The sequence below is a fragment of the Seohaeicola nanhaiensis genome (assembly GCF_042654245.1).
Lineage (GTDB): Bacteria > Pseudomonadota > Alphaproteobacteria > Rhodobacterales > Rhodobacteraceae > Seohaeicola_A > Seohaeicola_A nanhaiensis.
This window is the reverse complement of record NZ_JBHSGI010000034.1, coordinates 394,686-417,879: the sequence shown is the minus strand read 5'-3', so window position 1 is coordinate 417,879 and position 23,194 is coordinate 394,686. Positions and strand designations below refer to the sequence as shown.

Sequence of the window (23,194 nt, the reverse complement as noted above, 5' to 3'; positions counted from 1 at the left end):
GCAACAGGACCGGCGCGGGATAGCCGCGCGTGGCAAGGGAGGAAGACATGACGAAAAGATTTGCCGTATCAACGACTTTGGCGGCGTTCCTGATGGCGGGGACGGCGCTGGCGGGGCCTGAGGTCGTCTCGGGGCCCGGGGTCGATCCGACCTGTTTCGCGCCCTGGGACGCGACCACCAAGCATTTCAAGTGGGAGGCCCGCGAGGGGCCCTACCGGATTGCCATCGTCAACGGGTTCGTCGGCAACACCTGGCGGATCCAGATGATCAAGACCGCGAAGGCCTATGCCGAGGATCCGGCGGTTAAGGACAAGATCAAGGAGTTCAAGGTGGTCTCGACCGGCACCGACGCGCCGGCGCAGCTGGGAGCCATCGAGGATTTCATCAACCAGGGCTATGACGCCATCGTCACCATTGCGGTCGCGCCCGACGGGTTCGACCGGGTGATCCGGCTGGCCGACAAGAACAACGTCGTGCTGGTGCCCTTCGACAACGTGCTGGACACCGACAAGGTGATGCAGGTGAACGAGGACCAGCTGGCCATGGGTCGGATGTGGGCCGAATTCGCGCTGAAGGAGCTGAAGGCCGAGGGCAAGACCGGCGGCAAGATCCTAGAGGTGCGCGGGCTGCCCGGCAACTCGGTGGACCGGGACCGGTCGATCGGCATCAACGAGACCTTCAAGAAGGATGGCGGCAACTGGGAGTTCGTCTCGGTCGTCGGCAACTGGGACGACGGAACCACGCAGAAGGTGGTGGCGGATGCCATCGCGGTGCACGGCCAGTTCGACGCGATTGTCGGGCAGGGCGGGTCGAACGGGGTCATTCAGGCGATGAAGGATGCCAACCATCCCTGGGTGCCGGTGGCGGGCGAGTCGGAGAACGGCTATCGCAAGGCCATCGCCGAGTATTCGGACGAGGGATTGAAGGGCATCTCGATCGGCCAGTCGCCGGGTCTGGTGGCGGTGGCGATGAAGGCGGCGATTTCGGCGCTGGAGGGCAATGTGATGCCGCAGCTGATCTCGGTGCCGCTGCCGGTGGCGACCTACGAGAACCTGGAGGACGGCAAGAACTTCTGGTCGGACCTGCCGGACAACTTCTTCACGGTGAACGAATTCCCGCCCTGTGGCGTCAACATTTCGGGGCCTGCGATCATGTCGCAGACCGAGGACGACGTGAAGTAAAGGACCTGTCCCGGCGGCGGGTCGCCGCCGCCGGGGCCACAATACCGGAATACATCGCATGACCGAGACTCCTCCGCTTGTGGCGCTGCATGGCGTCTCGAAGGATTTTGCCGGCGTGAAGGCGCTGACGGAGGTCGATTTCGAATGCCGGCGCGGGTCGATCCATGCGATCCTGGGCGAGAACGGCGCGGGAAAATCGACGCTTATCAAGATCATGTCGGGCGTTCTTGAACCAAGCACCGGGCAGGTGCTGGTTAATGGCCAGCCGGTGGCCTTTGGCAACCCGGCCGAGGCGCAGGCGGCGGGGATCGTCTGCATCTTTCAGGAACTGTCGCTGATCCCCGACCTGACGGTGGCCGAGAATATCTCGATTGACGCGCCGCCGCGCCGGTTCGGGCTGATCGACGCGCGGGCGCAGCGGGCGCGGGCGGTCGAGCTGCTGGCGCGGATCCGCTGCGCGGATGTGGACCCGGACATGATGGTGCGCGACCTGAGCCTGTCGCGGCGGCAGATGGTCGAGATTGCCAAGGCGATTGGCAAGAACCCTTCGGTGCTGATCCTGGACGAGGCGACCTCGGCCCTGACGGCGCGGGATGTGGAGACGGTCTATGACCTGCTGGCCGATCTCAAGGCGCAGGGGGTTGCCTGCCTGTTCATCTCGCACCGAATGCAGGAGGTCGAGAAGCTGTGCGACACGCTGTCGGTGTTCCGCAACGGGCAGCATATCGAGACCTTTGCCAAGGGCGCGCGCAGTGATGGCGAGATCGTGCGGCTGATGATCGGGCGCGATGTGGAGGCGCAGTTTCCGCCCAAGCCCGCGGCGCAGGGGCGACGCGCTCCGGTGCTGAGCGTGGAGAACCTGCGCTGGGAGCGGCGGCTGAAGGGCGTGACGCTGGATCTGGCGCCGGGCGAGATCGTGGGGCTGGGCGGCCTGGACGGGCAGGGCCAGCGCGAGCTGCTGCTGGCGCTGTTCGGCGTGCTGCGGGGCGTCGAGGGGCGGATGGTGCTGAGCGGGGCGCCTTACGCGCCGGGTTCGCCCGCCGCGGCCAAGACCGGGGCGACGCGGGTGGCGCTGGTGCCCGAGGATCGCAAGACCGAGGGGCTGATGCTGGAGCTGCCGATTGCGGACAACCTGCTGGCGGCGGGGCTGAAACAGGTGTCGCGCGGGCCGGTGATCGACGCCGGACTGGCGGGGCGCGCGGTGGCTGCGGGGATCGAGGCGCTGCGCATCAAGATCGGGCGGCCCGAGGATGCGGTGGGCACGCTGTCGGGGGGCAACCAGCAGAAGGTGGTGATCGCCAAATGGCTGATGATCGCGCCGGACGTGATCCTTTTGAACGATCCCACGCGGGGCATCGACGTGGGCACCAAGCAGGAGATTTACCGGCTGATGCGCAGCCTGGCAGAGGAGGGGCGGGCCATCCTGTTCTATTCGAGCGATTATGCCGAGCTGATCGGCTGCTGCGACCGGGTGGCGGTCATGTATGACGGGCGGGTGGCGGCCGAGCTGAGCGGCGCGGCGCTGACCGAGGAGGCGATCCTGTCGGCGGCGCTGAACATCCACGCGGAGCCGGCCTGATGCGGCGCGCGCTGTTGGCCAACAAGGCCTTTGCCGGGGCGGTGCTGATGTTCGCGGTGCTGTTCCTGGTCTATCAGTCGATGCACCCGCGCGGCTTTTCCAGCGCCGTTTTCGTGCAGAACGCCAACGAGACCGTCGCCATCGCCTTTGTCGCCATGGCGCAGACCCTGCCGGTGCTGATGGGCGGGCTGGATCTGTCGGTGGGCGCGGTGATGACGCTGGCCAATTGCATCGCCTCGGAGATGGTGAACGGGACGCCGCTGGAGATCCTGCTGGGCTGTGTCGTGACGTTGCTGGCGGGCACGCTGTTCGGGCTGATGAACGGGCTGGTGGTGGTGCTGGGGCGGATCCAGCCGATCATCGCCACGCTGGCGACCGGGGCGATTGCCATCGGCCTGGCGCTGACCATCCGGCCGAGCCCCGGCGGCGAGGTGGATGGCGACCTGAACTGGGCGCTTACCAATACGGTCTTCGACCTTGCCGAGACCTATGGGCTGGCGGAGGATGGCAATGCCGCCTGGCTGGCGCCCTTCGCCGATATCCCGGTGCCGCTGATCCTGCTGCTGGGGATCGGGCTGGCGGTCTGGCTGCCGATCAAGCGCACGGTCACCGGGCGGACGATCTATGCCATCGGCTCGGCCGAGGGCGCGGCCTTCATGTCGGGGCTGCCGATTGCGCGGGCCAAGATCGCGGCCTTTACCATGGCCGGGTTCTTTGCGGCCTGCGGGGGGCTGTATCTGGCGATCCAGACCTCGTCGGGGAATGCGGATGTGACGCAGGCCGGGGCCTATACGCTGAACTCGATTGCCGCCGTGGTGCTGGGCGGCACCTCGCTGATGGGGGGGATCGGGGGCGTTGTCGGCTCGATGATCGGGGCCGGCATCCTGCGGGTGTTTTCCTTTTATTTCCGTATCCTGTCGATCGATCCTCTGTTGCAGCCGCTGATCGAGGGGATCGTGCTGCTGGCCGCGGTGAGCCTGGGCGCGATCAAGACGCTGCGGGTGAAGAATACGCTGGAGCTGTTCCGATGAACCCCTTGACGCGTCTTGCGCCGGAGAACCGGCCCATCGCCATCGCGGCGGCCTTCGTCCTGGTGATCGTGCTGGTCGGCACCGGCTATACGCTGGCCACGCAGGGCAGCGCGCCGCTGCTGAACCCGGGCTATCTGTTGCAGCAGCTGCAGATCGGCGCGTTTCTGGGGATCTGCGCGGCGGGGATGATGGTGGTGATCCTGCTGGGCCATATCGACCTGTCGGTGCCCTGGGTGCTGACCGCCGCCGCGATGATGGCGACGGCGGTGGGGGGGCCTGCGGCGATTCCCGTCGGGCTGGCCATCGGGCTGGCGGCGGGGCTGTTCAACGGCTTTGGCGTGGCCTTCCTGCGCATCCCCTCGATGATCTTCACGCTGGGCGTCGATTCGGTGATGCGCGGGCTGATGGTGGCCCATACCGGCGGCTTTGCGCCCCAGACCGCCGCCACGCCGCTGATGCGCACGCTGGCGGCCGAGAAGGTGCTGGGGATCCCGGTGCCGATCTTCGTCTGGGCCGGGGTCTCGGTCATCATCGCGCTGCTGCTGCGGCGGACGGCCTTCGGGCGGTCGGTCTATGCCACCGGCGCGAAGGAGCGCGCGGCGTATCTCTCGGGCATCCGCACGCGGCTGGTGATCGTCGGAGCCTTCATGACCTCGGGCCTTTGCGCGGCGACGGCGGGGGTGCTGCTGGCCGGCTATTCCAACAAGGCCTATCAGGGGATGGGCAATGCCTTCCTGCTGCCGGCGATTGCGGCGGTGGTGCTGGGGGGCACCCATATCCTGGGCGGCCGCGGGCGGTATCTGGGCACGCTGGTGGGGGTTGTGCTGATCGTCTTTCTCAATTCGGTGCTGTCGATCATGCAGATGCCGGAATCGGCGCGCCAGATCATCTATGGCGCGGTGATCATCGGGATGCTGCTGGTCTACGGGCGCGGCGGGCGCAAGACCTCCTGAGCGGTTGACCTTCCAGCGCGGGAAGGCCGCAGGACGGCGACCGAACGCGAAAGGACAGGACAGATGAAGGCATGGATGGCGCTGGCGATGGTCATGGCGGCGGGGGCCGAGGCGCCGATGGCGGAGGTGCAGCTGCCCGCGACGCTCGGGCCCGAGGCTACCATCGGGCAGGCCGTCTACACCGCGAAATGCGCCGTCTGCCATGGCGAGAACGCGGCCGGGCTCGCCGGAACCGCACCGCCGCTGATCCACCGGATCTACGAGCCGTCACACCACGGTGACGAGGCGTTTCAACGCGCCGCCGCGCAGGGCGTGCGGGCGCATCACTGGCGGTTTGGCGACATGCCGCCGGTCAAGGGGCTGACGCGCGGCGACGTGGCGATGATCGTCGCCTATATCCGCGAGGTCCAGCGGGCCAACGGGATCGACTAGGCCGGCAGGAAGTCCAGCAGCGCGGCGGTGGTTTCCCGCGGGTGGGTGTCGGGGAAGAAATGCCCGCCGGGGATCGCCTTGGCGCGCAGGTCGGCGAGGCGGTCGGCCCAGGTGGCGGGCACGTCGTAGCAGCGCGCCATGATCCCGTCGGCGCCATAGAGCACGAGAGACGGGCAGGCGACGCGGCGGGCGAGGTCTTCGGCGTCGTGGCGGATGTCGATCTCGATGGCGGCGCGGTAGTCGTTGCACATGCCGGCGATGGCCGCCGGATCGCGCCAGTGCCGCCGGTAGAGGTCGAGCGCGGCGGGGTCGAAGGCGTCGAGCCCGGCGGCGCCGAACCCGGCCATCGCGGTTTCGAAATAGTAATCGGGGTCGTGACCGATCATCGTTTCGGGGAAGGGCGCGGGCTGGGCGAGGAAGAACCAGTGGTAATAGGCTCGGGCCACCTTTGTCTGCAGGTCGGTCAGGATCAGATGGGTCGGCACGATGTCCATCAGCGTGAGGCTGAGCAGCGCCTCGGGCGCGTCGAGCGCCAGCCGGTGCGAGGTGCGCGCGCCCCGGTCGTGGCCGACGAGGTGGAAGCGGTCAAAGCCCAGCGACTGCATCAGCGCCCGCTGGTCGGCCGCCATCTCGCGGAAGGCATAGGCGGCGGTGCCTGAGGGCTTGGAGCTGTCGCCATAGCCGCGCAGGTCGGCGGCGATGACGGTGAAGCGGTCGGCCAGCGCCGGGGCGATGGCGTGCCACATGGCGCGCATCTGCGGGAAGCCGTGCAGCAGGAGCAGCGGCGGCCCCTCGCCGCCACAGGAAAAGGCGATGGTCTGGCCGTTCACCTGCGCGCTATGGTCGCTGAAGCCGGGGATCGGGCCGCCCATCGCTCAGCCCCTGGTGAGCGCGGCCAGCACGCGGGCCCAGCTGCGGATGCCCTTGTGGAAGCTTTCCATGTCGTATTTCTCGTTCGGCGAGTGGATCTGGTCGTCGTCCTTGCCAAAGCCGATGAGCATGGGCGTGGTGCCGAGGATGTTGAGGAAGTGCCCGGCAATCGGGATCGATCCGCCGCAGCCGATATAGGCCGCCGTGTCCGGCCATTCGTCCGACAGCGCCTGGCGGGCCTTCTCGAAGGCCGGGTCGGAGGTGTCGAAGGCGCCGGCCTGGGAGGCGCCGTGGGGCTTGAACTCGACCTCGCAGTCGGGCGGCAGCTGGGCGCGGACCATCTCGCGGAAGCTTTCGCGGATCTTCAGCGGATCCTGGGTGCCGACGAGGCGGAAGGAGATCTTGGCGTGGGCCTTGGAGGGCAGCACGGTCTTGAAGCCGGCGCCGGTGTAGCCGCCCCAGATGCCGTTCACCTCGCAGGTCGGGCGCGACCAGATCATTTCCAGCGGGGTGCGGTCCTGTTCGCCGGCGGGCTGGCTGAGGCCGACATCGCCGAGGAAGGTGGCGTGGTCGAAGGCAAGGCCCTGCCACTGGGCGCGCATCTCGTCCGAAAGCTCGGGCACACCGTCGTAGAAGCCGGGAACGGTGATGCGGCCGGTGTCGTCGTGCAGGCCGGCGATGATTTTCGACAGCACCCGGACCGGGTTGATCGCGACGCCGCCGTACATGCCGGAATGCAGGTCCCGCGAGGGGCCGGTGATCGTCAGTTCCTCGCCCAGCAGGCCGCGCAGCATGGTGGTGATGGCGGGGACGCGGGATTCGAACAGGCCGGTGTCGCAGATCAGGGCGAGGTCGGATTTCAGCTCTTCCGCGTTCTCCTTCATGAAGGGGACGAGCGAGGGGGAGCCGGATTCCTCTTCGCCCTCCAGGAAGAAGGTCAGCTTGCAGGGCAGGGTGCCGTTGACCTCTTTCCAGGCGCGGCAGGCCTCGACGAAGGTCATGAGCTGGCCCTTGTCGTCGGCGGCGCCGCGGCCACGGATCACGGTGCCTTTCGGGGTCTCCTGCACCTCGGGGTCGAATGGATCGCGGTCCCAGAGGTCGAGCGGGTCGACGGGCTGGACGTCGTAGTGGCCGTAGAACAGCAGGTGCGGGCCTTCGCCGTCGATATGGCCGACGACCATCGGATGGCCGGGGGTCACGCGCTTGGAAGCGTCGATGCCCAGCCCGTTGAGTTCGGCGACCAGCCAGTCTGCGGCGGTGTCGCAGTCGCCCTTGAAGGCGGGGTCGGTCGAGATCGAGGGAATGCGCAGCAGGTCGAGCAGACGCTCGGTGGCGGCGGGCAGGTCGGCGTCGATTCGCGCGAGGACAGCGTCAAGGGACATCGCGGCAGTCTCCGTTGTCTTGAGGATTTGGCGCGACCGTAGCAGCGCGGTGCGCGGTGTCCAGCCCGCAGTTGCCGGAGATCTGTCGGTCCGCGGCGGCGGAAAATACTGAAATTTGAATTCATATCCGCGCCGCACGGAGCAATCCGGCAACGGCCCTCGCGCCGACGGGGAGAGGCATGGGCCGTTGCCGGATCATGGCCGTCCGGGCAGCGGCACAGGCCACCCGGAGATGCGCGGCAGCATCCGCCGGCGCGGGGCCGGCGCGGACATGATACCGGAAATCAATTGGTTACCTCTGGGCGTTCAATTCGCCCGACTCGTCATGAAACTCTTTACCCACTCCGTGCCGGCAGCCTGCGCCCGGGGGCCGTTTCCGTAAAGTCAGGTATTCCTGACCGGGGCTTCGGGTTGCGGTTTGCTTGATGCAGATCAAGGCTGCGACATGTCGCCCGCGGTTAGGCAGTTGAACGTGGCGGTCCGGGACTGTATCCATTCCGGAACATGAATACGGCCTGGGCCGGCCGGTCTGCCGCGCGGGCGGCAACGTAAAGATGGAGGACCTCCGGTGGACTACACCGCGAAACTCGACGCCGCGATTGGGCGTCTGCACGACGAAGGCCGGTATCGTACCTTCATCGACATTGAACGGGTCAACGGGCAGTTTCCCCATGCGGTCTGGACGCGCCCCGATGGCGCCAGGGACGATATCACCGTCTGGTGCGGCAACGACTATCTGGGCATGGGGCAGAACCCCGTGGTTCTGGACGCGATGCACGAGGCGCTGGACGCGACGGGCGCCGGTTCGGGCGGGACGCGCAACATTTCGGGCACCACGGTCTATCACAAGCGGCTTGAGGCCGAGCTGGCGGATCTGCACGGAAAAGAGGCGGCGCTTCTTTTCACAAGCGCCTATATCGCCAATGACGCCACGTTAAGCACGCTGCCCAAGCTGTTCCCGGGGCTGATCATTTACTCGGACAGCCTGAACCACGCGAGCATGATCGAGGGCGTGCGCCGCAATGGCGGGGCCAAGCGAATTTTCCGGCACAACGACGTGGCGCATCTGCGCCAACTGCTGGAGGCCGACGAGAGCGATGCGCCGAAGGTGATCGCCTTTGAATCGATCTATTCGATGGATGGCGACATCAGCCCGATTGCCGAGATCTGCGACCTGGCGGACGAATTCGGCGCGCTGACCTATCTGGACGAGGTGCATGCCGTGGGCATGTATGGCCCGCGCGGCGCCGGCGTGGCCGAGCGCGAGCGGCTGATGCACCGCATCGACATCATCAACGGGACGCTGGCCAAAGCCTATGGCGTGATGGGAGGCTATATCGCGGCCTCGGAGAAAATGTGCGACGCCATAAGGTCTTATGCGCCGGGGTTCATCTTCACGACCTCGCTGCCGCCGACCGTGGCGGCGGGGGCCGCGGCCTCGGTCGCGTTCCTCAAGCGGGCGCCCGAGTTGCGCAGTCTGCACCAGACCAACGCGACGATCCTGAAGACCCGATTCAAGGCGATGGGCCTGCCGATCATCGACCACGGAACCCATATCGTCCCGGTCATCGTCGGCGATCCGAAGCACACCAAGTTGCTGTCGGACATGCTGCTGGAGAACTATGGAATCTATGTGCAGCCGATCAATTTCCCGACGGTTCCGCGCGGGACCGAACGGCTGCGGTTCACGCCGTCGCCGGTGCACGGTCCGAAGGAGATCGACAAGCTGATCAAGGCGATGGACGCGCTGTGGTCGCATTGTGCGCTGAATCGCGCCGAACTTGCCGGCTGATCGTCACAACTGATGGGCAAATTGTCCGATTTCTGTTAATCTGACAGCAACGAAAAGCGTGGACGAATCGATGGGACGATTCCAATACGCTGGAGTTGGGACAATGCAGGCGGAATGGGGCGGCAGGCATGATTGGGCGCAGAACCCCGCGCAGATCTGACGATGAGGGTGATGCCGTCGAGCTGAAAGGCTTTGACGATTTCGAGTTGCGCCTGGGCGACACGATGCGCGGCGAACGCGCCACGATGGGAAAATCTCTACTGGATGTGCAGCGCGAGCTACGCATCAAGGCCTCTTACATCGCCGCCATCGAGAATTCGGACCCTTCCGCGTTTGACACACCCGGCTTTATCGCCGGGTATGTCCGCTCTTATGCCCGATATCTGGGCATGGACCCGGATGAGTCCTTTACCACCTTCTGCCGCGAAAGCGGGTTTTCGGTCGCCCATGGCATGTCGGCCGAGGCCTCGGTCGTCAAGAAGCCGCTGCGGGGCGATACCGGGCGGCGGACGGCGGCGGTGCGCGATCCCTTCGCCTCGCCCAACACCCCCTTTGCGCCGGTGGGCGACAGCCTGCTGAGCCGGATCGAGCCGCGCGCCGTCGGCTCGACTCTGGTTCTGCTCGGGCTGATCGGCGGTATCGGCTATGGCGGCTGGTCGCTGTTGAAAGAGGTGCAGCAGGTGCAGCTCGCGCCGGTCGACCAGGCGCCCGTGGTGCTGTCAGAGTTGGATCCGCTGGCCGGCGCGGCGGGCCAGAAGCCGGATGCCGCGCGCATGGTGGCGCCGTCGGCCGAGGCCTTCGACCGCCTCTATCGTCCGCAGGCGCTGGACGTGCCGGTGCTGGTGGCGCGGGATGCCCCGATCTCCACGCTTGATCCGCGCAATGTCGGCACCTTCCGCGCGCCCGAGCTGCCCACCGTTCAGGACTCGGACGGCAGCCTGATTGCGCTCGCCAGCGTGACGGAGCCGGGCATGACGGGGGAACAGCCCGCGGACATGATGCCGCAGGTGGTCGAGACGCCGGCCCCGGCGCTGCAGATGGTGGCGGTACGCACGAGCTGGGTGCAGGTGACCGATGCCAGCGGCACGGTGATCTACGAGGCGACGATGCAGCCCGGCGACACCTGGGAAGCGCCGCTGACGGAAGAGCCGCCGAAGCTGCGCACCGGCGAAAGCGGCGCGATCTACTTCGCAATGAACCAAAAGTTCTACGGGCCGGTCGGCAAGTCGGGGGCGATCACCTCGAACCTGCCGCTGTCGGTGGCCAGCCTCCAGGAAACCTATCTTCCGGTCGATGTGAGCTCGGACAAGGGCCTGGTGCGCTATGCCGAAGCCCGCGGCCTGGGGGCCGCTCCGGCTGCCGACTGATTGCGGTCGGCGCGGAAGCGGCCTATCTTCCCCACGACACACCGGATGGGAGCCTTCTGATGTCGCATAATCCTGTGCGCCCCTGGCGTTCGATCCAGCGCCGGGAGTCGCGCCAGATCATGGTGGGCAATGTGCCCGTCGGAGGCGGTGCGCCGATTTCGGTGCAGACGATGACCAATACGCTGACCACCGATGTCGCGGGTACCATCGCTCAGGTGCAGGCCGCGGCGGATGCGGGGGCCGATATCGTGCGGGTCTCGGTTCCGGATGAGGCCTCGTCGAAGGCGCTGAAGGAGATCGTGCGCGAAAGCCCGGTGCCGATCGTGGCCGATATCCATTTCCACTATCGCCGGGGGATCGAGAGCGCCGAGGCCGGCGCGGCCTGTCTGCGGATCAATCCGGGCAATATCGGCAGCCCGGAGCGGGTGCGCGAGGTGATCAAGGCGGCGCGCGATCACAACTGTTCGATCCGGATCGGGGTGAATGCGGGCAGCCTGGAGCGGCATCTGCTGGAGAAATACGGCGAGCCCTGCCCGGATGCGATGGTCGAGTCGGGGCTGGAGCATATCCGCATCCTGCAAGACAACGATTTCCACGAGTTCAAGATTTCGGTGAAGGCGTCGGACGTCTTCATGGCCGCCGCCGCCTATCAGCAACTGGCGGATGCGACCGACGCGCCGATCCACCTCGGCATCACCGAGGCGGGCGGGCTGATGACCGGCACGGTCAAGAGCGCCATCGGCCTCGGCAACCTGCTGTGGATGGGGATTGGCGACACCATCCGGGTGAGCCTCTCGGCGGATCCGGTGGAAGAGGTGAAGGTCGGTTTCGAGATCCTCAAGTCGCTGGGCCTGCGCCATCGCGGGGTCAACATCATCTCGTGTCCGTCCTGCGCGCGGCAGGGGTTCGACGTGATCAAGACGGTCGAGATCCTGGAAAAGCGGCTGGAGCACATCAAGACGCCGATGAGCCTGAGCATCATCGGCTGCGTGGTGAACGGGCCGGGCGAGGCACTGATGACCGATGTGGGCTTTACCGGCGGTGGGGCCGGGGCCGGCATGGTGTACCTTGCCGGCAAGCAGAGCCACAAGATGGGCAACGAGCGGATGATCGACCATATCGTCGAGGAGGTCGAGAAGAAGGCCGCCGAGATCGAGGCGCTGGCGGCGGCGGCCGAGTAGGGCTTGATTTGTCCATATCTGGACGTTATGTTCGGATCAGGACAGAAGGAGTGCCCGCCATGGCCCGACCAGCCCTAGCCCCCGAGATGATTGCCCCCACCGACATGGGCCCGGCGAAGCGCAAGCAGCTGGGCGCGCCGGGGCTGCGGGCGTTTCTGGCGATTGCCGACCTCTGGGGGCTGAGCGAGAAGCAGCGGCTGGCGGTTCTGGGGCAGCCGTCGCGCTCGGCCTTCTATGCCTGGGTCAAGAAGGCGCAGGCGGGCGAGGCGATTGCGCTGCCGCTGGATACCCTGCTGCGGGTCTCGGCGGTGCTGGGCATTCACAAGGCGCTGACGATCCTGTTTCACGATCCGGTGCAGGCGATGGTCTGGCTGAAGGGCGCGCATCGCGGGCTGCCGTTTTCGGGGCAGGCGCCGATCGAGCTGCTGGAGTCGGGCACGCAGGACGGGCTGATGAGCCTGCGCCGCTATCTCGACGCCTGGCGCGGCGGCGGGGGGCAGGGCGTGCCTCCCGAGGGGATGGAGCCGGTGACGCGCGAAAGCCTTGTCTTCGCGTGACCCGGCCCGAGGATTTTCCAAGTGTTTCCGCCCCGGCGCGGACGCATCGCGTGGTGCCGAGCCGGTTTCCCCCGGTGGATGCCTTCGACACGGTGGCCAGTGCCGACGATCTGGCGGCGGTGATGGAGCTGGAGGGCTGGACCAACGACCGGCTGGTGGCGCATCGCCTGCGGCGGCTGCCGCCCGAGCAATGGGTCTGGGGGCGGGCCAATGCCAGCGTGGTGATGGCGGCCTTTCTGCATGGCTCGCCCAACGGGTCGCGGTTCGCCTCGGGCGAGCTGGGCGCCTGGTATGCGGCGGCGACGACGACCACCGCGCTGGTCGAGGTGGCGAGCGCACTGCGGCGCGAGGTGGTGCTGTCGGCGCTGCCCGAGATGACGGCGGAATATCGCGGCTATGTCGCGCGGCTGGGCGGGGTTTACATCGACATCCGCGGGGCGGCGCCCGATCTGCACGATCCCGACAGCCATGCGGCGGGACAGGTCTTTGGCGAGTCGGTGCGGGCCGGAGACCTGGCGGGGATCAGCTATGACAGCGTGCGCGACGGGGGCGGGTGGAACCTGGTGTGCTATCGTCCGCCGCTGGTGGAGGATGTGCGGCAGGGCCAGCACTGGCGGCTGCGCGTGGGCGCAGCCGGCAAAGTGCTGGTCGAGACGCTGGCGCGGTCCTAGCTGCGTTCCTCGGCGACGATCTGGGCCATCTGGTCGGCGGGCAGGTAGCCGCGCAGCATCTGGCCTTCGAGCACAAAGGTCGGGGTGCCGTTGATCTGGAGACGCTGGGCGAGATCGCGGTTGGCGGCGATTTCGCGGGTGACTTCTTCGCTGTCCATTTTCGCGAGGATCGGTTCGGCGTCGAGCCCGAGGCCATCGGCGAGGCGGCGCAGGGCGACATCGCTCATCTCGCCATCGAGCGAGAGCAGGGCGTCGTGGACCTGTTCATAGGCGTCGTTGCCGGCGACGATGCGGGTGGCGATGGCAAAGCGCGAGGAGATCATCGACGCCTCGCCCAGGATCGGGAATTCCTTGACGATCAGGCGGATGTTGCCGTCGGATTTCAGCAGGCTGGCGACCTCGGGCACGGCGCGGCGGCAATAGCCGCAGCGGTAGTCCATGAATTCCACAATGGTCACATCGCCTTCGGGGTTGCCGCCGACCCAGGAATAGCCGTCCTCGAAGATTTCGGCGTGATAGGCCTTGACCAGTTGCTTGTCCGCATCGGCGGCGGCATTGGCCTCGCGCGCCTTCATGGCATCGACCGCCTCGAAGATTACCTCGGGGTGTTCCATGAGGTAGGCGCGCACTTCGGCGCGGAAGGCCTCGCGCTCGGCATCCGACATGGCGGCGGGATCGAAGGCCAGCGCCGGCGCGGCGGACAGCAGCAGGGCGGAGATCAGGGCAGGGCGGAGGGCGGTCAGGTTCATGTGGTCTGGGATCCCGGGAAAATTGCGGTTGGGGCGATTGACGCCATCGGTTGAACGCGGTCAAACACGCTTGCCCGAGACAATGGAAGATGGTCATGCGAAACTCAACCCGGTCCCGTGTCGATCCCTTCATTGTGATGGATGTGATGGAGGCCGCGTGCCGCGCCGAGGACGCGGGGCGCCACATCATCCACATGGAGGTCGGCCAGCCCGGCACCGGCGCACCGAAGGGGGCGATTGCCGCGCTGCAGAGCGCGCTGGAGGCCGAACCGCTGGGCTATACCGTATCGCTGGGCCTGCCGGCGCTGCGGCGGCGGATCGCGCAGGTCTATGGCGAGCGGCACGGGCTGGATCTGAACCCCGAGCGGGTGGTGATCACCTCGGGCTCGTCCGCGGGGTTCATCCTTGCCTTCACCGCGCTGTTCGACACCGGGGACCGGGTGGGCATCGGCGCGCCGGGCTATCCGTCCTATCGTCAGATCCTGCGGGCGCTGGATCTGGTGCCGGTGGACATCGAGACGGCGGTCGAGAACCGGTATCAGCCGGTGCCCGCCGATCTGTCGGGGCGCGATCTGGCGGGGCTGATGGTCGCCTCGCCCGCCAATCCGACCGGCACGATGCTGGGCCACGATGCGATGGCCGGGCTGATCGGCGCGGCGCAGGAGGCGGGGGCGAGTTTCATTTCGGACGAGATTTATCACGGTCTGGAATATGAGGAGAAGGCGGTAAGCGCGCTGGAGATCAGCGACGACCTTTATGTCATCAATTCCTTCTCGAAGTATTACTCGATGACTGGATGGCGGATCGGCTGGATGGTGGTGCCCGAGGATCATGTGCGGGTGCTGGAGCGGATTTCGCAGAACATGTTCATCTGCGCCCCTCATGCGAGCCAGGTCGCCGCGCTGGCGGCGATGGAGTGCGACGAGGAATTGCAAGCGAATCTACGGGTTTACGAGGCGAACCGGAAGCTGGTGCTGGAGGGGTTGCCGAAGGCCGGGTTCACCCGGATCGCGCCGCCGGACGGGGCGTTCTATGTCTATGCCGATGTGTCCGGGCTGACCACGGACAGCCGCGCCTTTGCGGCCGAGATCCTGGAGCAGGCGGGGGTCGCGGTGACGCCGGGACTCGATTTCGACCCGGTGCGCGGGGCGACGACGCTGCGGTTCTCCTATGCCCGGTCGAGCGCGGATATCGCCGAGGGACTGGCGCGGCTGGAGCGGTTCATGGCGGCGCGGGCATGAGGCTGGGGGCCGTCCTGCTGGCGCTGCTGCTGGCCACGGCCGGGATGGCGCAGACCTTTGGTGTTGCCGCGCGGATCGACCCCGGCCAGAGCCGGATCGCGGACGAGGGCGCGGGCGCACGGATCGAGCTGTCGCTGAGCCAGGGCGTGCCCTATCGCGTCTTCACGCTGGATGCGCCGCGCCGGCTGGTGGTGGATTTCCAGGAGGTCGACTGGACCGGGCTGCGTCCCGAGGCGCTGCTGGCGCCGGGGCGGGTGAGCGCGGTGCAGTTCGGCACCTATGTGCCCGGCTGGTCGCGGCTGGTGGCGGAGCTGGCCGAGCCGCTGGCGGTGACGCGGGCGGGGATTGCCATCGACCCTGCCGGCGGCACCGCGCGGCTGACGATCGCGCTGGCCCCGGTGACGGCCGAGGCCTTTGCCGCCGCCGCCGGGGCGCCGCACGATCCGCGCTGGGATCTGCCGCCGCCGGAGACGCTGGAGCCGCGCGCGGCGCGCCAGCCCGGCGATCCGCTGCGGGTGGTGATCGACCCGGGCCACGGCGGCATCGATCCGGGGGCCGAGGCGGCTGGGATCGACGAAAAGACGCTGATGCTGAACTTTGCGCGCGAGCTGCGCGAGGTGCTGGTGCGCAGCGGCGGCTTCGACGTGGTGCTGACGCGGGACGACGACTACTTTGTCAGCCTCGAGCGGCGGATCGCCATCGCCCATGAGGCGGGGGCGGATGTGTTCCTCTCGCTGCACGCGGATTCGCTGTCGGAGGGGCTGGCGCATGGGGCGACGGTGCATGTGCTGTCGGGCGAGGCCTCGGACGTGGCAAGCGAGAAGCTGGCCGAGCGGCATGACCGCGACGACCTGCTGGCCGGGGTGGATCTGAGCGGCGCGGACGACGAGGTGACCTCGGTCCTTCTGGACCTTGCACGGCAGGAGACGCAGCCGCGCACGCAGGCGATGGCCGAGGCGCTGGTGCAGGGAATGGCCGAAATGGGCGGGCCGATGAACCGGCGGCCGCTGCGCGCGGCGGGGTTTTCGGTGCTGAAGGCGGCGGATATCCCTTCGGTGCTGATCGAGATCGGCTTTCTGACCAGCCCGCGCGACCTGAAGAACCTGAAGACGCCCGAATGGCGGGCGCGGATGGCGCAGGGCATCCGCAACGGGCTGGTCCGCTGGCGGGACAGCGACGCGGCGCTGCGGCCGCTGGTGCGGCAATAGATGCGCGCTTTGGCGCCGCCGCCTGCCGGTATCGTGTTTTGACCCCGCCGCGGGCAGCGCGTATATTGCGGGCAATTCCAGAGATAAGGGCAGTTGCGTGATCCGGTTCGTGTTATCCTTTTTCGGGGCGATCTTTACGACGATCACCCTTGGTATCGTCATGGGCGCGGTCGTTATCGGCGGCGTGTTCTGGATGTATCTGCGCGATCTGCCCAGCCATGAATCGCTTGCGCAGTACAAGCCGCCGACGATCAGCCGGATCTATTCGGGCGAAGGCCATCTGATCGACGAGTTCGCGCAGGAGCGGCGGCTGTTCGTGCCGGCGGCGGAGATTCCGGATCTTGTGAAACAGGCCTTCATCTCGGCCGAGGACAAGAACTTCTACACCCACAAGGGCTATGACCTGCGATCCATCGCGGCGGCGGGGATCGAGGCGATCAAGACGCGTGGCCAGAGCGTGCGCGGCGCCTCGACCATCACGCAGCAGGTGATGAAGAACTTTCTGCTGTCGGGCGACCGGAAGATCGAACGCAAGATCAAGGAGATCATCCTGGCCTCGCGGATCGAGGAGACGCTGAGCAAGGAGCAGATCCTGGAACTGTATCTGAACGAAATTTTTCTCGGGCAGAACTCTTATGGGGTGGCGGCGGCGGCGCAGACCTATTTCAACAAGACCCTGGGCGAATTGGCCCCGCATGAGGCGGCGATGCTGGCCTCGATGCCGCAGGCACCGAGCGACTATCACCCGGTGCGCGCGAAGAAACGCCTGACGCAGCGGCGCGATTATGTGCTGCGCGAGATGCGCGAGAACGGCTATATCGACGAGGCCACCTATGAACATGAGGTGGCGCAGCCGCTGCGGTCGGTTCAGAACGGCGATTTCGAAGGGTTCCGGACGGCGCTGCCGCCGCGCAACTATTTCACCGACGAAATCCGGCGCCAGCTGAGCGAGAATTCCTCGCTGCGGGCGGATATCGGGCGGCAGCTGGGCCGCGACTTCGGCGATGGCGAATTCTTTACCGGCGGCTTCTCGGTGCGGGCGACCGTGGACGAGGAGCTGCAGGGCGTGGCCGAGCAGGCGCTGCGGCGCGAGCTGGAGAAGTTCGATCGCAGCACCGGCGTCTGGCATGGCACCGGCGAGAGCATCGACGCGGCCAAGCTGAAGGACGAGGCCGACTGGCGCGCGGCGCTGGCCGCGGTGTCCGTGCCGCGCGATATCGCGCTGGACGGCCAGTGGTATCCGGCGGTGGTGCTGCAGGTCACGAACAAGGGCGCCCGGATCGGTATCGAGAACGTCGACGAGGACGAGGACGGCCACTGGATCGAGGCCAAGGACGTCACCTGGGCGCGCAAGCAGGGCAAGGACGGCAAGCTGGGGCCCAAGGCGAAGGTGCCGGGCGATCTGGTCGATGTCGGCGACGTGGTGCTGGTGCGGGCGATCACCGACAAGGAGGGCAAGTTCGTCCGCTGGAGCCTGCGGCAGGTGTCGGGCGTGCAGGGCGGGTTCATGGCGATGGACGTGAACACCGGCCGCGTGATCGCGATGCAGGGCGGCTTCTCGTATCAGGCCTCGGTCTTCAACCGGGCGACGCAGGCGATGCGCCAGCCGGGGTCATCGTTCAAGCCCTTCGTCTATGCGGCGGCGCTGGACAGCGGGTTCAGCCCGGCAACCATCGTGATCGACGCGCCGATCGAGATCAACACGCCCCAGGGGCTGTGGCGGCCGCGCAATTCGTCGAACAAGTTCTATGGCCCGACGCCCCTGCGCACCGGCATCGAGCAGTCGCGCAACCTGATGACGATCCGACTGGCGCAGGAGGTCGGGATGGAGGTCGTGGCCGGCTATGCCGAGCGGTTCGGGGTCTATGACAACATGGGCGCCTATCTGGCCAATGCGCTGGGGTCGGAGGAGACGACTCTTTTCCGGATGGTGGCGGCCTATGCGATGTTCGCCAATGGCGGCGAGCGGGTGATCCCGACGCTGGTGGACCGGGTGCAGGATCGCTATGGCAAGACGATCTACCGCCATGACAAGCGCGATTGCCGCGACTGCAATTCGCCCTCGCTGCCGCCGGGGCAGGCGCCGCATATCCAGAGCAACCGCGAGCGGGTGATGGATGCGATCACCGCCTATCAGCTGACCTCGATGATGAAGGGCGTGGTCGAGCGCGGGACGGCGGCGGGCACGGTCAACCTGCCGGTGCCGACCGCGGGCAAGACCGGGACGACCAATGACGCGCGCGACGTGTGGTTCGTCGGCTTCACCTCGAACGTGGTGGCGGGCTGCTATATCGGCTATGACCAGCCCCGCCCGCTGGGACGCGGGGCCTATGGCGCCTCGATGTGCGGGCCGGTGTTCCAGGAGTTCATGACCCAGGCGGTCAAGAAGTTCGGCGGCGGTCCGTTCGAAGTGCCGCCGGGCGGCCACTTCATCAAGATCGACCGCTATACCGGCAGCCCGCTGCCCGATGACGCCAGCGGCCCCTATGTGGTGGCCGAATACTTCCGCGACGGTACAGACCCTGCTTTTGGTCTGACATTCGACGGCGGCTTTGCCATGGGGGCGAACCTGCCCCTGTTCGAGGAAGTGGCACAGTCCGGGCGGCAGGTCACCACGTCGTCGGGCAATACGGTGATCGTGGGGCCGAAGGCCAACTTCGGCACGGTGAGCTCGGGCGGGCTGTATTGACGCGACAGGTGCAGGGGAGGGGCGGCGGAGAGGGCTGTCTTTGCCGTCAGGCGCAGTGCTTTTGGCTGCGTGGGGTGGCCTGATGCGGACGTTCGTTGGGGAGGTTGGGGAGCGGTTGGGCGGACGCAGCGGGCTTTAGCATTGGCTTCCATAGAACAGGGAACTGTATCAAGTCATACTGGCCAATTTTTGGATAGGAAGATTTCCATGATTGAAGTCTCGGAAGGTGACTGGAAGCTGTATGAAACGAAAAGACTCACTCACAGCATGCTGGAAAGTGCGCTTCGGAGTCAAAGTCCGGAGATGCATTTCTTCTGGATATCGTTGCTGTACAAAAGGTATCGTTTGGGTGATTGGGGAAATTGCATTCCCGATCCCGGCGCGCTTGCCGACAAGACTTACTTGGGATGGGATCACGAGGCCTACTGCTTGTTTCACGCGCGTCACAGTAGGTTTGGGCAAAACATTATTGAATGTGCTCAGCCCTACCTTGAAAAAGCGTTTGTCTTCTTCGACTATGGGATTTTGGAGCCTGCCTTTGATGCCTTAAATGCTGGCGAAGAGCTGCCTTACGTCCCTACGTATTATGCGCATCCGCATGATCGATATGACTATCAAACCGGTGAACATATGTGGGATTAGTCGCGTCTCGTGGTTGACTGATGCATAGAGTCAGGACCCATTGATCGGCTTGAGGAAGTGTTGGCCGCGTGATTCACTCCCTGAGCTTTTTGGGGGGTGATGGGCAACTTGATCAGGCTGACCGACGAGCAGATGGGGAGGCTACGATCTGTCGTCGCCCCGGACGCGGGCCCATGCGGCTGCCGTCGGCGCGCCCGTTGGCGTACCCTTGGGCGCGGCCCGGTTTTTCGTCCTGAAGCGCCTTAAATTCTTTACCTGAGGGAATTCCTTTTTTACCCTGTACGCGGTTGTCGGCGGCGCGGTGCGCTGCCGTTTTTTCGACCGCAATTGGTGGGGATTACACGATGAATATACTCGGAAGCTTGCAGATCAGTGATTCTGTGGTGGATTTCAATACATCTCCGGAACTGAATGGCGCGGCGGCCGTCTGTACGGTGGAGATCGGCGGGACGACCTTCGTCTATGTCGCGGGGCGCGATGATGCCGGCATTCAGATCCTGAAGATGAGCGAGGCGGGCAAGCTGACCCCGGTCGGTGTGTTCGAGGATACGAATTCGGTCTTCCTGAGTGGCGTCGGCGATGTCAACATCGCACAGGTGGGCAGCAACTTCTATCTGCTGGCGACGTCGCTCTACGAGGACGGTCTGACGGCGCTGAAGATCTCGCAGGGCGGCAAGACCAAGGGGCAGCTGACGGTGGCGGATTCGATCGCGGTGTCCGACGGGAATGGCGATCTGCTGGATTATGCCAATGATATCGAGGTCTTCACGACGCCGAGCGGCACATTCGCGGCGGTCACGGCCTATTACTCGGATGCGGTCTCGATCTACAGGGTGGCGCTGAACGGGTCGCTGGCGCTGGTGGATTGGGCGCGCGACACCGAGGATGCCGGCTATCGGCTGGGCGGGACGGTGGGATCGTCCTATCTCACCATCGGCAACACATCCTATCTCTACGTCGGCGCGCAGGACGACAACGGGGTGATGATCTTCGAGGTGGCCAATACCGGCAAGCTGAGCTTTGTCGATGTGGTGGACCTGGGCAGCATCGACCTGAACGGTCTGACCACCGGCAGTTTCAACGGCAAGAATTACCTGGTTCTGACCGACAGCAACAATGGCGAATTCGAGATCTACACGATTGGGGCCGACGGCATTCCGGTCTTTGCCTCGACCTTCGATGCCTATGAGGAATCGGGCAACCAAATCTACCGGAACTATGTGGTGAAGATCGTCGAGATCGACGGTGTCGATTTCCTGATTTCGCAGGGCTATGCCGACGATTCCGTGGCGATCTACACGATTGGCGCGGACGACCGGATGGAGATCGTCCAGAGGTTGAGCAGCACCGAGCTGAACGGGGCGAACGACGTTACCTATGTGATGATCGGCGGGCGGCATTTCCTGCTGGCGGCGGCCGATCAGGCGGACCGGGTGACCGCGATCGAGATCGGCGGCGGCGACGATCCGATTGTCGGGACCGAGGACGACGACCGGATGATCGGCCTTGTCGGCGACGACGATCTGATCGGGCGGGCCGGCAACGACCTGATCAAGGGCGGCGCCGGGGACGACGTACTGTCGGGGCGGCTGGGCAACGACGACCTGCAGGGCGGCGCGGGCTTGGACATCCTGATCGGCGGGGCTGGCAACGACACGCTGGAAGGCGGAGCGGGCGGCGACGTCCTGCTGGGCGGCACGGGTGTCGACCGGGTGTCCTATTCCCTGTCGGATGCGGCGGTCACGGTCGATCTGACGACCGGCCGGGCGACGGGCGGACATGCGGACGGCGACTATCTCGATTCGATCGAGAACCTGACGGGATCGCGGTTCGCAGACACCCTGACCGGCAGCGTGCTGCGCGACGTGATCCTCGGGGGCAAGGGCAACGACACCATCGTCGGCAAGAACGGGAACGACGTGCTGAACGGCATGGTCGGCCACGATGTGCTGAGCGGCGGCGACGGCAACGACCGGCTGATCCTGGGCGGCGGCAACGACATCGGCAAGGGCGGCACCGGGCGCGACCGGCTGGTCGGCGGCGCCGGGCGGGATGACCTGGACGGCGGCGACAACAGCGACACGCTGCTGGGCGGAGCGGGCAACGACGTGCTGAAGGGCGGCACCGGACTCGACAAGTTGAATGGCGGCGCCGGGGCCGACATCTTTGTCTTTGCGACGCTGGATGGCAGCGACACCGTCGAGGACTTCGAAGTCAATGTGGACCGGATCGACTTTTCGGGCCATGACGGGTTCAACAGCTTTGCCGATGTCGTGGCCGGGTCGTTCCTGTTCCAGAACACGACTGTGATCGGCAGCGGGGCCAATTCGATCCAGCTGCTGGGGGTTCGGATCGGACAGCTGGACGCCGACGACTTCATCTTCTGAGGCGAATGGCGGCGGGCGCGGCCGGTCCGCGCCCGCCGTGCTGGCCGGTGCCGGCGGCTGGCGGCTTGCCGACCCCGCCGCCGTGGTCTATCACCACGCGCGAAGCCGACCCCTGAAGGACCCTCATGCGCGCCGAAATCCAGAACATCGTGGCCGAGATCGAGAAGACCCTGGACCTGCTGGCCCAACGGATGGATTACGAGACGGCGCCGCACCGGCTTGAGGAATTCAACGCGCGGGTCGAGGCGCCGGATCTGTGGAACGATCCGGAAAAGGCGCGCAAGCTGATGCACGAGCGGCAGATGCTGGTCGACGCGCTGGACACCCACAGCGGCATCCGGCGCGAGCTGGACGACAACGTGGAACTGATCGAGCTGGGTGAGGCCGAGGGCGACACCGAGGTGGTGACCGAGGCCGAGAACGCCCTGCGCGCGCTGCGCGAAAAGGCCGCGCAGAAGGAGCTGGAGGCGCTGCTGGACGGCGAGGCGGACAGCAACGACACCTTCCTCGAGATCAACGCCGGGGCCGGCGGCACGGAAAGCTGCGACTGGGCGTCGATGCTGGCGCGGATGTATGTCCGCTGGGCGGAAAAGAAGGGCTACAAGGTCGAGCTTCAGTCGGAAAGCCCGGGCGAAGAGGCGGGGATCAAGTCGGCGACCTACAAGATTTCCGGTCACAACGCCTATGGCTGGCTGAAATCCGAAAGCGGCGTGCACCGGCTGGTGCGCATCTCGCCCTTCGACAGCGCGGCCAAGCGGCATACGTCGTTCAGCTCGGTCTGGGTCTATCCGGTGGTGGATGACAATATCGAGATCGAGGTGGCGCCGAACGATATCCGCATCGACACCTACAGGTCGTCCGGTGCGGGCGGGCAGCACGTGAACACGACGGATTCGGCGGTGCGGATCACCCACTTCCCGACCGGCATCGTGGTGACGAGTTCGATGAAGTCGCAGCACCAGAACCGGGAACAGGCGATGCTGACGCTGAAGGCGCGGCTGTATCAGCTGGAGCTGGACCGGCGCATGGCCTCGACACTGGAGGCGCATGAGAACAAGGGCGAGGCGGGCTGGGGCAACCAGATCCGCTCTTACGTGTTGCAGCCCTACCAGATGGTGAAGGACCTGCGCACCAATCACGAGACCTCGGACACGAAGGGCGTGCTCGACGGTGATCTGGACGGGTTCATGGCGGCGACGCTGGCGATGGATGTATCGGGCAAGAGCCGGGCCGAGGCGCAGGGCGCGGGCTGACGACGGCGGCTGCGGCCGGTCCGTCAGGA

At 66.2% G+C, this 23,194-nt stretch carries 19 protein-coding genes; 16 read left to right on the top strand and 3 right to left on the bottom strand.

All coding sequences use genetic code 11. The annotated features are described in order from the left end of the window. Nucleotides 1-47: 47 nt before the first annotated feature. The 5 genes from ACFO5X_RS26025 (at nucleotide 48) to ACFO5X_RS26005 (ending at nucleotide 5,176) form a co-directional block, all read left to right on the top strand. A complete protein-coding gene (locus ACFO5X_RS26025) occupies nucleotides 48-1,181 on the top strand; it encodes a sugar ABC transporter substrate-binding protein (RefSeq protein WP_380723194.1) in 1,134 nt (377 codons plus the stop codon). Between the two features lie 58 nt (nucleotides 1,182-1,239). Next, nucleotides 1,240-2,760, top strand: coding sequence for a sugar ABC transporter ATP-binding protein (locus ACFO5X_RS26020; protein ID WP_380723192.1), 1,521 nt, complete (start codon nucleotides 1,240-1,242; stop codon nucleotides 2,758-2,760). Next, complete coding sequence (locus ACFO5X_RS26015) at nucleotides 2,760-3,791, top strand: ABC transporter permease (protein ID WP_380723190.1); 1,032 nt, start codon at nucleotides 2,760-2,762, stop codon at nucleotides 3,789-3,791. Before ACFO5X_RS26020 ends, ACFO5X_RS26015 begins: the two co-directional genes overlap by 1 nt. Continuing rightward, complete coding sequence (locus tag ACFO5X_RS26010) at nucleotides 3,788-4,744, top strand: ABC transporter permease (protein ID WP_380723188.1); 957 nt, start codon at nucleotides 3,788-3,790, stop codon at nucleotides 4,742-4,744. Before ACFO5X_RS26015 ends, ACFO5X_RS26010 begins: the two co-directional genes overlap by 4 nt. A gap of 63 nt (nucleotides 4,745-4,807) precedes the next feature. Further along, on the top strand, nucleotides 4,808-5,176 hold the full coding sequence (locus tag ACFO5X_RS26005; RefSeq protein WP_380723186.1) for a c-type cytochrome: 369 nt from the start codon (nucleotides 4,808-4,810) through the stop codon (nucleotides 5,174-5,176). On the opposite strand, the gene ACFO5X_RS26000 is transcribed toward ACFO5X_RS26005, so the two are convergent. Together ACFO5X_RS26000 and ACFO5X_RS25995 are read right to left on the bottom strand one after the other, a co-directional pair. Continuing rightward, nucleotides 5,173-6,048 carry an alpha/beta fold hydrolase gene (locus tag ACFO5X_RS26000; protein ID WP_380723184.1) on the bottom strand — a complete coding sequence of 292 codons (876 nt, stop codon included), beginning with the start codon at nucleotides 6,046-6,048 and terminating at the stop codon, nucleotides 5,173-5,175. The genes ACFO5X_RS26005 and ACFO5X_RS26000 overlap by 4 nt on opposite strands. A 3-nt stretch (nucleotides 6,049-6,051) precedes the next feature. Then, nucleotides 6,052-7,428 carry a M20/M25/M40 family metallo-hydrolase gene (locus tag ACFO5X_RS25995; RefSeq protein WP_380723182.1) on the bottom strand — a complete coding sequence of 459 codons (1,377 nt, stop codon included), beginning with the start codon at nucleotides 7,426-7,428 and terminating at the stop codon, nucleotides 6,052-6,054. Between the two features lie 568 nt (nucleotides 7,429-7,996). On the opposite strand from ACFO5X_RS25995, the gene hemA reads away from it, so the two are divergent. The 5 genes from hemA (at nucleotide 7,997) to ACFO5X_RS25970 (ending at nucleotide 12,996) form a co-directional block, all read left to right on the top strand. Then, the gene (gene hemA, locus ACFO5X_RS25990; protein WP_380723180.1) at nucleotides 7,997-9,220 is read left to right on the top strand and encodes a 5-aminolevulinate synthase; all 1,224 of its coding nucleotides are present in this window, start codon (nucleotides 7,997-7,999) and stop codon (nucleotides 9,218-9,220) included. Between the two features lie 128 nt (nucleotides 9,221-9,348). Then, entirely contained in the window at nucleotides 9,349-10,587 is a 1,239-nt protein-coding gene (locus ACFO5X_RS25985) for a helix-turn-helix domain-containing protein (RefSeq protein WP_380723178.1), read from the top strand. A 59-nt stretch (nucleotides 10,588-10,646) separates the two neighbouring features. Beyond that, on the top strand, nucleotides 10,647-11,768 hold the full coding sequence (gene ispG, locus ACFO5X_RS25980; RefSeq protein ID WP_380723176.1) for a flavodoxin-dependent (E)-4-hydroxy-3-methylbut-2-enyl-diphosphate synthase: 1,122 nt from the start codon (nucleotides 10,647-10,649) through the stop codon (nucleotides 11,766-11,768). 59 nt (nucleotides 11,769-11,827) lie between these two features. Continuing rightward, a complete protein-coding gene (locus ACFO5X_RS25975) occupies nucleotides 11,828-12,325 on the top strand; it encodes an MbcA/ParS/Xre antitoxin family protein (protein WP_380723174.1) in 498 nt (165 codons plus the stop codon). Nucleotides 12,326-12,375: 50 nt separating this feature from the next. Beyond that, nucleotides 12,376-12,996, top strand: a complete 621-nt coding sequence (locus tag ACFO5X_RS25970; protein WP_380723172.1) for an RES family NAD+ phosphorylase — start codon at nucleotides 12,376-12,378, stop codon at nucleotides 12,994-12,996. Here the strand turns inward: ACFO5X_RS25970 and ACFO5X_RS25965 are convergent. Further along, nucleotides 12,993-13,745, bottom strand: a complete 753-nt coding sequence (locus ACFO5X_RS25965) for a DsbA family protein (RefSeq protein ID WP_380723170.1) — start codon at nucleotides 13,743-13,745, stop codon at nucleotides 12,993-12,995. The genes ACFO5X_RS25970 and ACFO5X_RS25965 overlap by 4 nt on opposite strands. Before the next feature lie 95 nt (nucleotides 13,746-13,840). Between ACFO5X_RS25965 and ACFO5X_RS25960 the strand changes: the two genes are divergently transcribed. The 6 genes from ACFO5X_RS25960 to prfB all read left to right on the top strand — a co-directional run bounded on the left by ACFO5X_RS25960 (nucleotide 13,841) and on the right by prfB (nucleotide 23,165). Further along, the gene (locus ACFO5X_RS25960; protein ID WP_380723168.1) at nucleotides 13,841-14,986 is read left to right on the top strand and encodes a pyridoxal phosphate-dependent aminotransferase; all 1,146 of its coding nucleotides are present in this window, start codon (nucleotides 13,841-13,843) and stop codon (nucleotides 14,984-14,986) included. After that, nucleotides 14,983-16,194, top strand: a complete 1,212-nt coding sequence (locus ACFO5X_RS25955) for an N-acetylmuramoyl-L-alanine amidase (RefSeq protein WP_380723167.1) — start codon at nucleotides 14,983-14,985, stop codon at nucleotides 16,192-16,194. Before ACFO5X_RS25960 ends, ACFO5X_RS25955 begins: the two co-directional genes overlap by 4 nt. A 97-nt stretch (nucleotides 16,195-16,291) precedes the next feature. Further along, nucleotides 16,292-18,883 (top strand): penicillin-binding protein 1A, encoded by a 2,592-nt coding sequence (locus ACFO5X_RS25950; protein WP_380723165.1) that lies wholly within the window; start codon nucleotides 16,292-16,294, stop codon nucleotides 18,881-18,883. A 207-nt stretch (nucleotides 18,884-19,090) separates the two neighbouring features. Next, nucleotides 19,091-19,525, top strand: coding sequence for a hypothetical protein (locus ACFO5X_RS25945; protein ID WP_380723163.1), 435 nt, complete (start codon nucleotides 19,091-19,093; stop codon nucleotides 19,523-19,525). Between the two features lie 344 nt (nucleotides 19,526-19,869). Then, nucleotides 19,870-21,912 carry a calcium-binding protein gene (locus tag ACFO5X_RS25940; protein ID WP_380723160.1) on the top strand — a complete coding sequence of 681 codons (2,043 nt, stop codon included), beginning with the start codon at nucleotides 19,870-19,872 and terminating at the stop codon, nucleotides 21,910-21,912. 125 nt (nucleotides 21,913-22,037) lie between these two features. Continuing rightward, nucleotides 22,038-23,165: a peptide chain release factor 2 gene (prfB, locus tag ACFO5X_RS25935; RefSeq protein ID WP_380723156.1), complete on the top strand. Its 1,128-nt coding sequence runs from the start codon at nucleotides 22,038-22,040 to the stop codon at nucleotides 23,163-23,165. The last annotated feature ends 29 nt before the right edge of the window (nucleotides 23,166-23,194 follow it).

Bases quoted from the DNA above. Each gene is read 5' to 3' on its own strand.
- ACFO5X_RS26025 (WP_380723194.1), top strand. From the start codon at position 48: ATGACGAAAAGATTTGCCGTATCAACGACTTTGGCGGCGTTCCTGATG.
- ACFO5X_RS26020 (WP_380723192.1), top strand. From the start codon at position 1,240: ATGACCGAGACTCCTCCGCTTGTGGCGCTGCATGGCGTCTCGAAGGAT.
- ACFO5X_RS26015 (WP_380723190.1), top strand. From the start codon at position 2,760: ATGCGGCGCGCGCTGTTGGCCAACAAGGCCTTTGCCGGGGCGGTGCTG.
- ACFO5X_RS26010 (WP_380723188.1), top strand. From the start codon at position 3,788: ATGAACCCCTTGACGCGTCTTGCGCCGGAGAACCGGCCCATCGCCATC.
- ACFO5X_RS26005 (WP_380723186.1), top strand. From the start codon at position 4,808: ATGAAGGCATGGATGGCGCTGGCGATGGTCATGGCGGCGGGGGCCGAG.
- ACFO5X_RS26000 (WP_380723184.1), bottom strand. From the start codon at position 6,048: ATGGGCGGCCCGATCCCCGGCTTCAGCGACCATAGCGCGCAGGTGAAC.
- ACFO5X_RS25995 (WP_380723182.1), bottom strand. From the start codon at position 7,428: ATGTCCCTTGACGCTGTCCTCGCGCGAATCGACGCCGACCTGCCCGCC.
- ACFO5X_RS25985 (WP_380723178.1), top strand. From the start codon at position 9,349: ATGATTGGGCGCAGAACCCCGCGCAGATCTGACGATGAGGGTGATGCC.
- ispG (WP_380723176.1), top strand. From the start codon at position 10,647: ATGTCGCATAATCCTGTGCGCCCCTGGCGTTCGATCCAGCGCCGGGAG.
- ACFO5X_RS25975 (WP_380723174.1), top strand. From the start codon at position 11,828: ATGGCCCGACCAGCCCTAGCCCCCGAGATGATTGCCCCCACCGACATG.
- ACFO5X_RS25965 (WP_380723170.1), bottom strand. From the start codon at position 13,745: ATGAACCTGACCGCCCTCCGCCCTGCCCTGATCTCCGCCCTGCTGCTG.
- ACFO5X_RS25960 (WP_380723168.1), top strand. From the start codon at position 13,841: ATGCGAAACTCAACCCGGTCCCGTGTCGATCCCTTCATTGTGATGGAT.
- ACFO5X_RS25955 (WP_380723167.1), top strand. From the start codon at position 14,983: ATGAGGCTGGGGGCCGTCCTGCTGGCGCTGCTGCTGGCCACGGCCGGG.
- ACFO5X_RS25945 (WP_380723163.1), top strand. From the start codon at position 19,091: ATGATTGAAGTCTCGGAAGGTGACTGGAAGCTGTATGAAACGAAAAGA.
- ACFO5X_RS25940 (WP_380723160.1), top strand. From the start codon at position 19,870: ATGAATATACTCGGAAGCTTGCAGATCAGTGATTCTGTGGTGGATTTC.
- prfB (WP_380723156.1), top strand. From the start codon at position 22,038: ATGCGCGCCGAAATCCAGAACATCGTGGCCGAGATCGAGAAGACCCTG.